Here is a 14,076-nt window from a genome sequence, read left to right as displayed (position 1 = left end):
GGGGTCCGCAGAGACCAGCGAAAAGTCCGTGCTGGAACAGGTAACCTGTTCGATGACACGGCCGGCCTATAAAATTTCCGGTTAAAAAAGGGGAACGACATGGCGACAGTATGCAGTTTCTTGCCAGATCTGCTTTGTAAATTTCCAGCGATCGACGATACGACTATCCGCATGGTCCGCAAAAGCGTGGACGAAGGCTTCAAGGGGCTTGTCCGTGCCTACACGAATGCCATCGACGTCCTGGTGCAGCCGCTCCAGGTGTTTTTGAACTTTCTCGAAAATCTTTTCGTCAACTCACCGTGGATCATCATTCTCGCGGCGATGGTCGCGATCGTCTATTACGGCAGCCGCGACATCAAGATCACCGTTGGTACCATCGCCTCAATGCTGGCGATCGGCCTTGTCGGGTTGTGGAACGATACGATGGTCACCCTGGCCATGGTCACGGTCTGTACCTTAATCGCCATTCTGGTCGGCATACCAATCGGCATTCTTATGGCGCGTTCCGAGCGGGCGCAGTCGGTGATCAATCCGGTCCTCGACGTGATGCAGACGATGCCAAGCTTCGTCTACCTCATTCCCGTCGTCATGATCTTCGGCATCGGCAAGGTGCCCGGCCTGATCGCCGTCGTCATCTATGCGGTTCCGCCGATGATCCGCCTGACCAACCTGGGTATTCGGCTGGTCGACAAGGAAGTGCTGGAAGCAGCCGATGCGTTCGGTTCATCCCAGTGGCAGCGCCTGAAGAACGTGCAGATCCCGCTTGCCCTGCCGACCATCATGGCTGGCATCAACCAGACCATCATGATGTCGCTCGCCATGGTCGTGGTCGCATCCATGGTTGGCGTCGGCGGTCTCGGCCGCAACGTGCTGCAGGCGATCAACAACCAGTTCTTCACCGTCGGATTCCTGAACGGCTTTGCGCTGGTCGCCATCGCCATCATTTTTGACCGGACGAGCCAAGCCTATGGCAAGCGTCTGCAGAAGCACTCGGAGGTGATCCATGGCTAGTCATGCAATCGAGGTCAAGAACCTCTACAAGATCTTCGGACCACGCGGCCGCGACTTCGTCGATCAGGTCAAGGCTGGCCTTGGCAAGGGCGAACTCAACGAGAAACACGGCCATGTTCTGGGCCTCCAGGATATCAACATCTCCATGCCCGCCGGCGGCGTCATGGTGGTCATGGGTCTGTCCGGCTCCGGCAAGTCCACCCTCATTCGACATATAAACCGGCTGATCGACCCGACGGCAGGCGAAGTCCTTTATGACGGCGTCGACGTCTGCAAGATGAACGAAAACGACCTTCGGGAATTCCGCCGCCACAAGACGGCGATGGTCTTCCAGAAGTTCGCGCTTCTGCCGCACCGGACGATCATCGAGAACACCATCTACGGTCTCGAAATTCAGGGGTTCCGGATGCGGAAAGCCGCAAGCGAGCCCAGCAATGGATCGAGCGTGTCGGCCTCAAGGGTTTCGAGAATCACTATCCAAACCAGTTGTCGGGCGGCATGCAGCAGCGTGTAGGTCTTGCGCGCGCACTGACGAATGATGCCGACATCCTGCTTATGGACGAAGCCTATTCGGCACTTGACCCGCTGATCCGCGTCGATATGCAGACGGTTCTTCTCGACCTGCAGAAGGAACTGAAAAAGACCGTGGTGTTCATCACCCACGATCTCGACGAGGCGCTGCGTCTCGGCGACAAGATCGCCATCCTGCGCGACGGGAAGGTCATCCAGCAGGGAAGCGGTCAGGAAATCGTCCTGAAACCGGCGGATGAATATATCACCGCCTTCGTCAAGGAAGTGAACCGTGGCCGGGTGATCAACGTCGAAACCATCATGAGGCCGCTTTCCGGAAACCCCGAAGGCATTCCTGTGGTCATTGGTACAGTTCTGGAAGTTGCGGCCCGCATGATGACGGTGGCCAACCAGACGAAGGCGCATGTCGTGACGCTTGACGGTAAAACGGTTGGCTCGATCGATCTGTCCGCAATCATCTCAGCCATGGTCACACCTATCAGCCATGAGCCGGCAATGCAGGCCGCGGAATAGCCCGTTCGGTCTTGCAGACGACAAAGGGCATCCCGAAATGGATGCCCTTTTTGTTTTGCGCTTGTACGTCAGCACTCAGCGCGCTCCATTCACGAACGGTTAACCATAAAGCGGCATGGTGGATGCTTGACGGAGCGCTGTCTCGTCCGGGAGCTTGCCTTGTCGAAAGCGCAGAGTCAGCAAATCATCACCCTGCCATCAAGCCGCACACTGTCGTCGCCGTCGGGGCGGTCCATATGCAAGACCATGTATCGATGAACACACGGACATTTCACTCGGCCGCGACCGTCTCGATAGACACGCCCGACCAGTTGAGCGCGAGGCTTACCAAGGCCGTGGCAGCGGTCCTGTCGGGGACCGGGCTTTTTCTTATCGCGCTGACACTCATTCCGTTTCCGGGAAGCCTGGAAGTCGATCCCAATGCCGGCAATGAAGGAAACATCATCAACCAACTCGGTTATCTCGGGCTGGGAACAATCTATCTCGCTGCCATGCTGGTCATTGTGGAGCGACGGACATTGTGGCGAATGGTTTCGCCGACATGGGCACTGATTTTCGCTGTTGCCTTTTTGTCCTGTCTGCAATCCTACGATCCAACGGCCTCGGCACGTGGCCTGATGCTTAGTCTGGTTGCGATGATATTGGTTGCCGGTGTTCTGCTGCTGCCGCGCAGCGAGGCGGATTTCGTTGGTGCCGGTGCCAATGCCATCCTGCTACTGATCGTCATCGACTATGCCGCCCTCTTCGTCGCCCCCGACCGCGCCATCCACTCGGCTTTCGGCGACGAGCCTTGGCACGCAGGATTCTGGAAAGGGCATCTGCTGCACAAGAACGTGACAGCGCCGGTGTTTTCCGTACTTTGCGTCTTCGGCATCTACTGCATCCGTACCGGAGCGCGGGTGCGTGGCGCCCTGATCGCGATTCTGGCGATGAATTTCGTGCTTCACACTGGCTCGAAAACGACGATCGGCTTCCTACCGATCGCCATCATGCTTGTGCTCATCGGGCGCGCTGTGGCGAGGCCCGGCCTGATGATCGTCGTCCATTTCATCTTCACGATACTGATCTTCGCACTGACGCTGGGAACAATCTATTCAGATCATCTATTGGCGCTGACAACGGCGATTCTGGAAGATCCGACATACACGGGACGCGGCTCAATCTGGCGTTTCGCCAGCGCCAGTATTTCCGATCATCTCTGGCTCGGCCATGGCTATGCCAGCTTCTGGCTGTCCCCCGTCATCCGTGGGCTCGAAGCGGATTTCGAGGCGAACTGGGACGTTCGCGGCATTGTTTCAGGGCACAACAGCTATCTTGATGCCGTCTTGACCTTTGGGTTGCCGGGCGGCATCACCATCCTTCTGCTCCTGTTCGTCAAGCCGTTCTACGACTATGTACGCGCCAACCGAAGACCTGCTGGCAGGCATTTTGCCGACTTCTGCATCATGGTCGTGATCTTCATGACCTATAACGGGATGATGGAGAGTTTTCTCCTCAACCGCGCCGATCCGATGTGGCTGCTGACTGCCCTTGCCGTTTTCGGACTAGGCTTGGCCGCACGGCTCGGCGTTCGCGCGGCGCCACACTGACCACCTCTCCAGCAGGATACGCAAAAACGTTGCAATCATATAACGATATCTTTATATGATGACCAACAGGACAGTTAAGGACCAGACCATGAGCGCGCATGCCAACCCACTCTCCGCCCTCCTTGCAGAAAAGGGCGTGCTGCTTGCAGACGGTGCGACCGGGACGTCGCTGTTTGCCATGGGCCTGGAAGCCGGCGAGGCGCCGGAACTGTGGAACGAAACCAAGCCGGAGAATATCACAAAGCTGCACCAGGACTTCGTCGATGCCGGCGCCGACATTATCCTGACGAACTCCTTCGGCGGCACCCGTCACCGCCTCAAGCTCCACCATGCGCAGGACCGCGTGTTCGAACTCAACAAGCGGGCGGCCGAAATTGCCCGGGCTGTTGCCGATCAGGCGCCGCGCAAGGTGATTACCGCCGGCTCCGTCGGCCCGACAGGAGAACTGCTCATCCCGCTCGGCGCGATGTCCTATGAGGATGCGGTTTCAGCCTTTGCCGAACAGATCGAAGGCCTGAAGGCTGGCGGCGCCGAAGTCGCCTGGATCGAGACGATGTCGTCCGCCGACGAAATCCGTGCCGCAGCCGAGGCCGCCGTCAAGCTCGGCATGCCCTATGTCTACACCGGCTCTTTTGATACCGCCGGCAAGACGATGATGGGCGTGCACCCGCGCGACATCCACGGCGTCGCAAAAGACATTGGTGACGGTCCTGTCGCCGTTGGTGCCAATTGTGGTGTCGGTGCCTCGGACATCCTGTCATCATTGCTTGACATGACGGACGCCGATCCCTCGGCAACGATCGTCGTCAAGGGCAATTGCGGCATTCCGGAATTCCGCGGCACCGAGATCTTTTACTCCGGCACGCCGCCGCTGATGGCGGACTATGCGCGGCTCGCCCGCGATGCCGGCGCGCGCATCATCGGCGGCTGCTGCGGCACGTCCTGCGAACACCTGGCCGCGATGCGCGTGGCGCTGGACGAGTATACGCCCGGAGAGCGGCCGACCATCGAGACCATTGTCGAACGTATCGGGCCCATGCGCAACAAGACCGCCAATGAAGGCCCGACCGGCGCACCGCGCGAACGCACGGGTCGTCGCCGCCAGTAAGCCGACATTCCGATTCTAGACAGTCAAAGCGCTCGGGGAAACCTCGGGCGCTTTTCTTTGTCCGATTGTCAAGCGGCGATGGCTGCCTGGTAGAAGCGGACATAGCGCTCTTTCAAGCCAGGCTGGACGCAATCCGTCAACACCAGGGCGATCTGGAAAATGGCATCGAGCTGCGTTTCCGCTTCGATCAGTTCAACGAGATAGAGTGTTGTTTCATCGTATTTTTCCGGATTGGCACGCACCTCGCGGACAAAGGTCGCCAACGAGATACGACAATTCATCATCAGCGTCTTTTGCCGATCCTCGGATGTCAGGGGAGACCACCGCGCATGAGGAAGATATAGAGATCCACAAACACGAGCAGCGCCCAGAAGTTCTCCGCCGTATCCGGCAAGCCGACCATGCGGTACAGGAAGAGCTTGGTGTCGTCGATGTCCTTCTGGTGCGACCAGCGGCCCAGATCATAGCGGTAGACCATCGATGGATCATAAACCATCTTTCCGCAGGCAAAGACGGACAGGCAGATCGCCCAGTCGCAATAGCCGCCGCGCGTCGGATGCGCGGCATAAAACAGCTCAAGCAAGGGCTTGAAAAGGCTGGTCCTGTAGATGCTGTAATAAATTGTATTGTTGCCCTTGGCCTTCTGATTGTATTCCAAAAGTCGCTCGGCGGAGCCATCGGCATCAATCGTGAAACGCTCGGTCCGGGTAACACCATCGGCCGTCGTCCAGATCTGCGTGCGCGGCCGCACGCCGGCAACATCCGGGGGCAAGGTCGCCAAATCGATCGGGATCTCGCCGTCGAGCAGATGCACCTCGTCGTCATCGCCCATGGGCAACAAAAACGGGGTGTCCACCTTTGACAGCGCCGTCATCATGTTGAACATCGCATCATCATTGTCAGGCACGACATAGGTCAGGCAGGCCGAGCGCCCTTCAAAATAGGCCCGCTTTTCCGGATCGCGGGAATTGTCCGAAAGGATGAAACGGGCACCCACCGCTTCCGCATAGGCCAAAGCACTTTCGATCGAAGCCTTCGATCGGGCCAGGTTGCGGTTGCTCGGCATGCAGATCGACAATTGGGGCATGGTCTTTTCCGGATTGATAAAGGCGGTCGCGAGCGCGGCCTGCCAGCAAATATGGCAGACAACGGCTGTGCCAAGCTTGCGCAGCATCGGGCCAGTGAAGGAATCCAGTCTTGCCCCAGCCTCAAAGGCTAGGAAATGAGGTGTCACTCCATTCAGCCTTCCGGAATCTCCATGTCGATCATTCTTCAGAACGCGCTCAAAAGCTACCAAGCAGGCAAGTACCGTCATAGCTTGTCGCTGCTCACGCCGCTGCTGGCCAAGGCCGACGCCGGCTTGCAGACGGTTCTTTTGGCTGCGCAATGTCACGCCAAGGCCGAGCAATACAGCGATGCGGCGAAACTCTACGGTCGAGCATCGGAGCTCGACGGCGGCAAACAGGCGATGTTCAAGACGCTGGCCGCAGCCATGCTGATGCGCGCCAACGAGATCGAAGCAGGCGTTGACCGCCGCCCGGCATGCGGCACGCTCCGGCGATTTCAATATCGACTCAGAGGAAACCTATCGGCGCTGCCTGCACAACTATCTCTGTCTCGAAGAGGCCGCGATCGAGGACCAGCGGTTCCTGCAGAAGCTGAAATCAGGGGAAGCGGCCTATTTTGCAGTTGAAAATCCGTTCGACAACATCAGCTGGTGCGCCGATGAAGCGATCAATGCAAAGCTGACCCGCATCCAGAACGGCAAGGCTTTCACCGCGCAATCCCGCGCCGCACGGCGCGCGCAGCCGCATGTCTATGCCGATCGAGTAAGGATCGGCTATCTTTCCAACGACTTTGCCGACCAGCATGCCACCATGCGCCTGTTCCAGGGTGTCATTATCAGGCACGACCCGGAGAAATTCGACGTGACCCTGTTCTGCCATACCGAAGACAAGGTTATTGGTACGGACAAGGGCATGCGCAAACGCTACGGTCGCATCGTTCAGATCGGCCATCTCAGCGACGAGAAGGCCGCGCAGTTAATCCGCAAGCAGGGCATCGACATCCTCGTCGACCTCAAGGGACATACAAAGCGCACCCGTATCGATCTCATCAATCTTGGCCCTGCTCCGATCCAGTCGGCCTATCTCGGCTTTCCCGGCAGCGGCACCGGCATCGACTGCGACTATGTGATCAGCGATCCGATCGTCACCCCTGACAGCAGCAAGCCGCACTATCACGAAAAGCTTTGCCGGCTGCCGGAAAGCTACCAGGCGAACGACGACACGCACCGGACCTTGCCGCACGCCGCGACGCGCACCGAGGCCGGACTGCCGGAAACGGGCATCGTCTTTGCCTCGTTCAATGCCATCCGCAAGATCACGCCCGCCGCCGCCCGCCTTTGGGTGAAAATCCTTGATGCTGTTCCGGACAGCGTCTTGTGGATGATGTGCGAGGACGAATTCGCCCGCAGCAATTTCCTGCAATATGTGACGGATGTTGGTCTGGAGGAGGACCGGGTCATCTTCGCGAAATCTGCGCCATACGAGCAGCATATCGCAAGATTGCAGGCGGCCGATATCGGCCTCGATACCTTCCCCTATAACGGCCATACGACAACATCGGACAAGCTCTGGGCCGGTCTTCCAGTGGTGACGATGAAAGGCAGCCATTTCGCGTCCCGCGTGTCGGAAAGCCTGCTGACCGCGCTCGAAATGCCGGAACTCGTGGCGCCTGACGCTGCGGGTTATGTGAAATTATGCGCAGACCTGGCCCGCGATCCGCACCGGCTGAAGGCAATCCGCGAAAAGCTCCTTGGCAAACGGTTTACGGCACCGCTTTTCGACACGGAGCGTTTCACGCGCCATCTTGAGGATGCCTATGTGCGAATGGTTGAGCGGGCGAAGGCCGGGCTGGAGCCGGATCATATCGATATCCCGGCACGTCCCGCGAGAACCGAACCCTTTCGCGCTTAAGCTCGAAACAACGTCGATACGATGAAGAAAGACTGGAAGAACTGAGCATGAACGGTACAGCCGCCGCATTTCCCGATCGCGACGCCGTCGCGGATAAGCTTGCCGCCTTTGGCGAAGCCGATCAGTCCTATCTGCGTCTCCTGATGGAGAACGCGGCCCAGGACGAAAATCTCCTTGAAGGCATTTACCGCTATCTCGATCTCGCCTCGGAAGCGCGGTTTCTCAACTCGCTGAAACTGGAAACAACTGGCGAGTGGCTCGGCACGAATGCCCCTGCCCGCCTGCAGATCCGTCTCATGGAAACGGCGCGCTCGAGCCAGCACGCCGCGTTCATTTCTTTCAGAACCGGGCTGACCCGATCCGGTGGGCTGGAGCGCGCCTACCCGAAGGCCTGACGCGCGCCTGTGTTTATTCTCCCGAAAGACTCTTGGCGAGCCGCACCAGATTGAGAAATTCGGCGCGGTAGCCATAGGGATCGTCACCCCTAGCGCCGGCGGCGAGATCAAGGATCGAACCATAGGGGTAAGCTGCGACCGCATCCGTGCCGCGCAGCTTCTGCCCGAAGGCGGCGACCGCGATCGAGAACCGCGCATCCGCTCCCACCGCATCCAGGCTCGGCACGGCGTTGTCTTCCGTAACCGTCGTGGTGATCAGGCTGCTCGTGTCACTATCCGGCTTCTTGTAGCGGATTTTCAGGAAAGCCAGTTCGCTGCCCTTGGCCTGCGGCACGGCCTCCGTTGCCGGCGCCTTTTCGGCCTGATAGCGCAGATCGTCGTTCAGAACAGCCGGGCTACCCTTCGGCGTTACCTCGTAGATCGCCGTGACGCGATGGCCGGAGCCGATATCGCCGGCATCGACACGGTCATTGTTGAAATCCTCGCGTTTCAACGCTCGTGTCTCGTAGCCTATCAGTCGGTATTCGGCGATCTGCGCCGGGTTGAACTCGACCTGGAACTTGACGTCCTTGGCGATCGGGAAGAGCGACGAGCCCGCCTCCTCCACCAGTGATTTCTGCGCTTCCGCCAGCGTGTCGATATAGGCAGCCGTGCCGTTGCCGTTCTGCGCCAGCGTCTGCATCAGAGCGTCATTGTAATTGCCGCGCCCGAAGCCAAGCACAGAGAGAAAGATGCCTCCCTTGCGCTTCTCTTCGATCATCGTCTTCAGTGCCTCATCGCTGGCGGGGCCGACGTTGAAATCGCCGTCGGTCGCCAGCATGATCCGGTTGACGCCATCCTTGACGAAGGCGGCCTTCGCCAGCGCATAGGCCGCCTCGATTCCTTGCGCGCCCGCCGTCCCGCCGCCGGGCTGCAGCGTGTCGATGGCCGACAGGATCTTCTGCTTGTCCTTGACCTTGGTCGGCTCCAGCACCGTTCCGGCATTGCCGGCATAGGTGACGATGGAAACCGTGTCATCGGCCTTCAGTTTTTCGACCAACAGACGGAAGGCGCTTTTCAGGAGCGGCAGCTTGTCCGGTTCATCCATTGAACCGGAGACATCGATGAGGAAGACGAGATTGGCGCGCGGCTGCATCGCCGGCACGACATCGTACCCCTTGATGCCGATATGCATGAGCCGGGTGTTCGGGTTCCAGGGCGTGGGCAGGAGCTTGACCGTCGCCTTGAACGGCTCCGCATCACTCTGCGGACCGGGCCAGTCATACGGGAAATAATTGATCATCTCCTCAACCCGCACGCTGTCCTTCTCCGGCAGCCCGCCCGCCAGAAGCGCCTTGCGGACGAAGGAATAGGAGGCTGTGTCGACATCGGCAGAGAAAGTCGACACCGGATCGGTGGCGACGCTCTTCACCGGGTTCGTCTCTCCGCTCGAAAACCGGTCCCGGCTCTCTTCCTGCGGCGGCAGGATATCGTTAGGCAGCATTGCCGGCGCAGGCATGGCTTCCTGCATCATCGTGGTAACCTGCCGTGTCCGGCTGAGCGTCCCCATCGGTGCCGCAGCATCGGTGGACAATTCTTCTCCGCGCTGGGGCTGTACGCCGGAAGCAGCGGCTTCGGTATCGGCCAATGTATCCGGCTGCACTTCCGCTATCTCCGGCGAAGGGGAGACTGTGCCGCTGTCTTGAGCGTTCACCGGCTTTTCGGCAACCTGCGTCGTTTGCTGCTCGGCCTCGCTGGCTTTCTGGGGTGACTGCTTTTTGCTTTCTACGGCAAGTTCCGTCTTCTTCGGCAGCTCGCCGCCGGCAATTTCTACCTCCGGTGCGCTCACCGGCAGAGTGCCGCGCGTCAGTTCGAGCGTGAGAAAGGCAGCGGCAGGCACGACGAGCAGCGTGGCAAGTGCCGAGCCGGCGAGAAGTTTCCTGTTCATGATCGGGCTCCATATCCAGTTGATAATGGAGCTTTGACGCCCGCCCTTCGCCGTTCCTTGGGGTGCGGTCGAAATATTTTCGAAATCGTTCTCCGGCGCGTCGAAAGCCTGCATGGCGGCGGCAAGCGCGCGCGCCCGCGCATCTGACGCCGGTGCAGGCGCTTTGATGTTGGAAAGTCTGTCGAGTTTGTCGGTCATGATCACACCGTCTCCCTGCCGAGCAGGATTTTCAATCTTTTGCGGGCTTCGTGCACATGCCAGGACACGGTTGCCTCCGAACAGCCCATGACGTCGGCCGCCGCCGCATGGTTCAATCCTTCGGCATAAACCAGCAGCACGGCGTCGCATTGTTTTTCCGGCAGGCAGCGCACCGCAGCCCAGAGCGCTTCCGCCTGCTCGGTATTGTCGTTGGCTGCATCGACAGCCGCAAATGCCGGGTCCGCAGCGAAACTCCCGGCATTGCGCCGCTCCCGCGAAACCTTGCGCTGATGGTCGCGGGCAGCGTTGAGCGTCAATGTATAGAGCCAGGTCCGGAACCGGCTCGTGCCGCGAAAGCTGCGGATCGCCTGTCCGAGCTTCACGCAGACATCCTGCGCAATATCCTCGGCATCGGCGAGATTGCCGGACCAGCGCCAGGCAACGGCGTGGACGAAATCATAGTGTCGTTCCAGAAGCGCGCTGAACGCCTGCCGGTCCCCCCGCTGTGCACTTTCGATCAATGTCGCGTCCAAGAGCCTGCCCGCTTTTTCATGTCCTCTATAGACTAGACGTTTGCCGCCCGCCGATCCTTGGGTATCTGCCGAATTTTTTGATATTTTTTAGCGACGGCGTTCCACCACCGCGATGATTGGTCCCATCGGGAAAATCCGGTCATGCCGGCCGATCGCGGGTACGAACAGGCTGGAAATCGAGCCGTCGAGAAACAGCGCATTCGGGCAATCAAGAGCATCGCGAAACAGAACGGCGAAATCGTAGAATCGCACCGGAGTGTTCGACACGACAAAATGCACCATGCCGTCGCGGCTGATGCCGACACCGTTGCGGATTTTCAAGGAATCACTGTCGGTCAGAAATCGCGGATGCAGGGCGCCATCGATAACCAGCATCGGCCCTGACTGGGTGGCGTAGATCGGCTTGATGCCGGATTTCAAAAAGGCGTCCGTTTCCAGAACGCCGGCTTTTCCGGGCTCGATGAAAAACACGCCGTTCGGCAGGAGGTGGAAATTGCCCCAGCCGGCCTTGGTGCTGATCGGATTCTTCTCGATACCGACCTCCGTGAACAATCCGACCGGCGACAGGTCCGCGTGATACATGCCGCCATTGACGGCGAAGGTCATGTATTCACGATCGAAGCGCAGATCATCGGCGAGCGCCTTGAAAGAGCTGTAGGGCTTGCCTGTCCTGTCCTTGTTATAGGTGCGGATTTCCACCTTTGCGGGATCGAAGCTGCAGATCGTGGAGGGTTGCCCGGCCTGCGCCAGTTCACGGCAGGCGGCCTTGGCAGCCGTCAGCCCGAGACCAAGCGCTGCAATCGTCGCCATCAGCAATTTCAGCGCGGTCAAATCGGTATCCTTTCGTCGCCTCGCTTTTCCATCGGCGAGGATTGCGGCGAAATGCAGAGGGTGGAGGTGTTAAAAGAGCCGCCAGAGCGCTGCCATGTGAAACTGCAACTGCGCCTGATCATAGCGATAGGACGCACCGACGGGACAGTGCCCCCGCGCCAGACACCCACCGACCATGCAGCCGGCATCACCTTCCGGCGTCGCCAGATGCGTGCGGCAGGCGGCGACATCGAATGCTACCGGCGTCACCGCATCGGCGGGACAGCGCGAAAGGCAGGGTTTGTCCATGCAGGTATCGCAGGGATGCGCTGCTGGCGAAGACCCTGTCTGCGGCAAGGGACGGTCGAACGCCAGGGCGGCACGGTAGCCATGCCAGAGCCCGAATTGCGGATGGATCAGAATTCCAAGCGGCGAGCTTTTCAGACCTTCCGCCCGCATCGCCCATTGCTGAAATGGCTGGAAGGGTTGATCGGACGGAAAGAACGGCGTTGCATCAAATGCCTTGGCGATCGGGCGGATGACCGCTTTCGACCAGTCATCGAGGGGATGATCCGTTGCCAGCGAGCCGTTACGCCAGCGCTGGAAGGCCGGCCAGAAGGAGCTGCCGATATTGCCGACCAGGACAACGGATCGGGCGGTGCCCCCAACAACGAGCGCAGGCCCCGCCTCGCCCGGCTCGAAATTGACGGTACCGCGCAAAAAGTCCGTGCGGCTTAAGAACCGCACGGACTTCATTGATCAGGCGATTGCCATCCGTCATTTCGGCATGGGCCCTCGAACCGTGTTGTAGTGCGACCGCCAGACTGCCTTCTGTATGAAGTCCGCCACCTGCGACGCGCCGCCTTGCTCCCTGGCGCTTTCGGGCTCGCTTCAGGTGAAGGCGTCAGGCATCGAATCCTTCTTCTGAGCGATGAACTGCTTCAGCGCATCGTCGATCGCCGGATCGAGATAGGGCGCCTCATACTGGTCGAGCCAGCTGCGGCACAAGGCGTTCGCCCGCTGCTCGATGCGCTTTTCGCCTTCGACTTCCCATTGCTCATAGGAATTGTTGTCGGCCAGCGCCGAACGGTAGAATGCCGTCTGGAAATTGGCCTGCGTGTGGGCGCAGCCGAGATAGTGGCTGCCGGGGCCGACTTCGCGGATAGCATCCAGCGCCTGGGCGTTTTCAGACAGATCGACGCCCTGCGCGAGCTTCTGCATCATGCCGAGCTGGTCCTGGTCGATCATGAACTTTTCATAGGAGGAGACGAGCCCCCTTCCAGCCAGCCGGCGGCGTGAAGCACGAAATTCGTGCCGGCGAGCAGCGTCATGTTGATCGTGTTGGCCGATTCGTGTGCGGCCTGCGCGTCGGGAACTTTGGAGCCGCAGAGCGAGCCGCCGGTACGGAACGGCAGTCCGAGGCGACGGGCGAGCTGGGCCGCGCCATAGGAAACGAGCGACGGCTCGGGCGAACCGAAGGTCGGCGCACCTGACTGCATCGAGATCGAGGCGGCAAAAGTGCCGAACAGGACCGGAGCGCCCGGCCGGATCAGCTGCGTGAAGGCAGCACCGGCCAGAACTTCGGCCAGGATCTGCGTCAGCGTGCCGGCCACGGTTACCGGGCTCATGGCGCCCGACAGGATGAATGGCGAAATCACACAGGCCTGATTGTGACGTGCATAGACCTTGAGTGCGCCGACCATGGTTTCGTCGAAGACCATCGGCGAATTGGCATTGATCAGGTTGAGCGTCACGCAATTGTTTTCGACAAAATTATCGCCGAAGACGAGCTTGGCCATGGCGATTGTGTCTTCGGCGCGTTCCGGCGCCGTGACCGATCCCATGAACGGCTTGTCGGAATATTTGATGTGGCTGTAGATCATGTCGAGATGGCGCTTGTTGACCGGCACATCGACCGGCTCGCAGACGGTGCCGCCCGAGGAATGGACAGACGGCGCCAAATAGGCGAGTTTCACGAAATTGCGGAAATCCTCGATCGTCGCGTAACGGCGCACACCCTCGAGATCGCGCACGAAGGGAGGGCCGTAGACCGGTGCGAACACGGTGGCCTTGCCGCCGATCGTGACATTGCGCTCCGGATTGCGGGCATGCCAGGTGAAGCTGGACGGTGCAGTCTTCAGGATTTCGCGGCAGAGGCCCTTCGGGAAATGCACGCGTTCGCCGCGAACGTCGGCACCGGCCTTACGCCAGAGTTCGAGCGCTTCCGGGTCCTCGCGGAACTCGATGCCGATCTCTTCAAGGATCAGATCGGCATTGTTCTCGATCAGTTGCAGGCCTTCCTCATCGAGAACCTCGTATTCCTTGATCTTGCGGGTAATGAACGGCAGCGAGGGGCCGGCACCACCACCGGTACGGGAGGCCCTACGGGCTGCGGCTCCGCGGCCCTCACCGCGCGTGCGGCGACCGCCAGCCTCAGCTTCGGTCAGTTCGATCTTGTCGCTCATCTCTGTCTTTCCTCGCTC

At 59.7% G+C, this 14,076-nt stretch carries 11 protein-coding genes and 3 pseudogenes; 7 read left to right on the top strand and 7 right to left on the bottom strand.

Going from position 1 to position 14,076, the window contains the following annotated elements:
- The first annotated feature begins 99 nt into the window (after positions 1–99).
- The 4 genes and pseudogenes from P6U16_RS20470 to bmt all read left to right on the top strand — a co-directional run bounded on the left by P6U16_RS20470 (position 100) and on the right by bmt (position 4,752).
- Positions 100–1,011, top strand: coding sequence for a proline/glycine betaine ABC transporter permease (locus tag P6U16_RS20470; RefSeq protein WP_277701997.1), 912 nt, complete (start codon positions 100–102; stop codon positions 1,009–1,011).
- A pseudogene (locus P6U16_RS20465) lies at positions 1,004–2,055 on the top strand (glycine betaine/L-proline ABC transporter ATP-binding protein). The gene P6U16_RS20470 and the pseudogene P6U16_RS20465 overlap by 8 nt, the downstream one beginning before the upstream one ends.
- Before the next feature lie 236 nt (positions 2,056–2,291).
- Entirely contained in the window at positions 2,292–3,644 is a 1,353-nt protein-coding gene (locus P6U16_RS20460; protein WP_277701996.1) for an O-antigen ligase, read from the top strand.
- Between the two features lie 88 nt (positions 3,645–3,732).
- On the top strand, positions 3,733–4,752 hold the full coding sequence (gene bmt, locus P6U16_RS20455) for a betaine--homocysteine S-methyltransferase (protein ID WP_277701995.1): 1,020 nt from the start codon (positions 3,733–3,735) through the stop codon (positions 4,750–4,752).
- 68 nt (positions 4,753–4,820) lie between these two features.
- Here the strand turns inward: bmt and P6U16_RS20450 are convergent, their stop codons facing one another.
- On the bottom strand, positions 4,821–5,036 hold the full coding sequence (locus P6U16_RS20450) for a hypothetical protein (RefSeq protein ID WP_277701994.1): 216 nt from the start codon (positions 5,034–5,036) through the stop codon (positions 4,821–4,823).
- A 26-nt stretch (positions 5,037–5,062) separates the two neighbouring features.
- On the bottom strand, positions 5,063–5,986 hold the full coding sequence (locus P6U16_RS20445; RefSeq protein ID WP_277701993.1) for a hypothetical protein: 924 nt from the start codon (positions 5,984–5,986) through the stop codon (positions 5,063–5,065).
- A 24-nt stretch (positions 5,987–6,010) separates the two neighbouring features.
- Between P6U16_RS20445 and P6U16_RS20440 the strand changes: the two genes are divergently transcribed.
- From P6U16_RS20440 to P6U16_RS20430, 3 genes are all read left to right on the top strand, one after another.
- Positions 6,011–6,445: a hypothetical protein gene (locus P6U16_RS20440; protein WP_277701992.1), complete on the top strand. Its 435-nt coding sequence runs from the start codon at positions 6,011–6,013 to the stop codon at positions 6,443–6,445.
- A gap of 184 nt (positions 6,446–6,629) precedes the next feature.
- Entirely contained in the window at positions 6,630–7,730 is a 1,101-nt protein-coding gene (locus P6U16_RS20435; protein ID WP_277703925.1) for a hypothetical protein, read from the top strand.
- Positions 7,731–7,777: 47 nt separating this feature from the next.
- Positions 7,778–8,125 carry a hypothetical protein gene (locus P6U16_RS20430; protein ID WP_277701991.1) on the top strand — a complete coding sequence of 116 codons (348 nt, stop codon included), beginning with the start codon at positions 7,778–7,780 and terminating at the stop codon, positions 8,123–8,125.
- A 13-nt stretch (positions 8,126–8,138) separates the two neighbouring features.
- Here the strand turns inward: P6U16_RS20430 and P6U16_RS20425 are convergent, their stop codons facing one another.
- From P6U16_RS20425 to P6U16_RS20405, 5 genes and pseudogenes are all read right to left on the bottom strand, one after another.
- Positions 8,139–10,256, bottom strand: coding sequence for a VWA domain-containing protein (locus P6U16_RS20425; RefSeq protein ID WP_277701990.1), 2,118 nt, complete (start codon positions 10,254–10,256; stop codon positions 8,139–8,141).
- Positions 10,253–10,783, bottom strand: a complete 531-nt coding sequence (locus P6U16_RS20420; RefSeq protein WP_277701989.1) for an RNA polymerase sigma factor — start codon at positions 10,781–10,783, stop codon at positions 10,253–10,255. The genes P6U16_RS20425 and P6U16_RS20420 overlap by 4 nt, the downstream gene beginning before the upstream one ends.
- Before the next feature lie 87 nt (positions 10,784–10,870).
- On the bottom strand, positions 10,871–11,593 hold the full coding sequence (locus P6U16_RS20415) for a phosphodiester glycosidase family protein (RefSeq protein WP_277703924.1): 723 nt from the start codon (positions 11,591–11,593) through the stop codon (positions 10,871–10,873).
- A gap of 90 nt (positions 11,594–11,683) precedes the next feature.
- Positions 11,684–12,374, bottom strand: a pseudogene (locus P6U16_RS20410) (ferredoxin).
- A 110-nt stretch (positions 12,375–12,484) separates the two neighbouring features.
- Positions 12,485–14,058, bottom strand: a pseudogene (locus P6U16_RS20405) (trimethylamine methyltransferase family protein).
- Between the last annotated feature and the right edge of the window lie 18 nt (positions 14,059–14,076).

Source organism: Rhizobium sp. 32-5/1, assembly GCF_029537235.1.
Taxonomy (GTDB): Bacteria; Pseudomonadota; Alphaproteobacteria; order Rhizobiales; family Rhizobiaceae; genus Pararhizobium.
The sequence above is the reverse complement of the archived record's forward strand: the minus strand, read 5'-3'. Positions and strand labels throughout refer to the sequence as shown.

What these genes read in the sequence shown, in the direction of transcription:
- P6U16_RS20430 (WP_277701991.1), top strand. Translation starts at nt 7,778, where the DNA reads ATGAACGGTACAGCCGCCGCATTTCCCGATCGCGACGCCGTCGCGGAT.
- P6U16_RS20415 (WP_277703924.1), bottom strand. Translation starts at nt 11,593, where the DNA reads ATGGCGACGATTGCAGCGCTTGGTCTCGGGCTGACGGCTGCCAAGGCC.
- P6U16_RS20440 (WP_277701992.1), top strand. Translation starts at nt 6,011, where the DNA reads ATGTCGATCATTCTTCAGAACGCGCTCAAAAGCTACCAAGCAGGCAAG.
- P6U16_RS20470 (WP_277701997.1), top strand. Translation starts at nt 100, where the DNA reads ATGGCGACAGTATGCAGTTTCTTGCCAGATCTGCTTTGTAAATTTCCA.
- P6U16_RS20450 (WP_277701994.1), bottom strand. Translation starts at nt 5,036, where the DNA reads ATGATGAATTGTCGTATCTCGTTGGCGACCTTTGTCCGCGAGGTGCGT.
- P6U16_RS20460 (WP_277701996.1), top strand. Translation starts at nt 2,292, where the DNA reads ATGCAAGACCATGTATCGATGAACACACGGACATTTCACTCGGCCGCG.
- bmt (WP_277701995.1), top strand. Translation starts at nt 3,733, where the DNA reads ATGAGCGCGCATGCCAACCCACTCTCCGCCCTCCTTGCAGAAAAGGGC.
- P6U16_RS20435 (WP_277703925.1), top strand. Translation starts at nt 6,630, where the DNA reads ATGCGCCTGTTCCAGGGTGTCATTATCAGGCACGACCCGGAGAAATTC.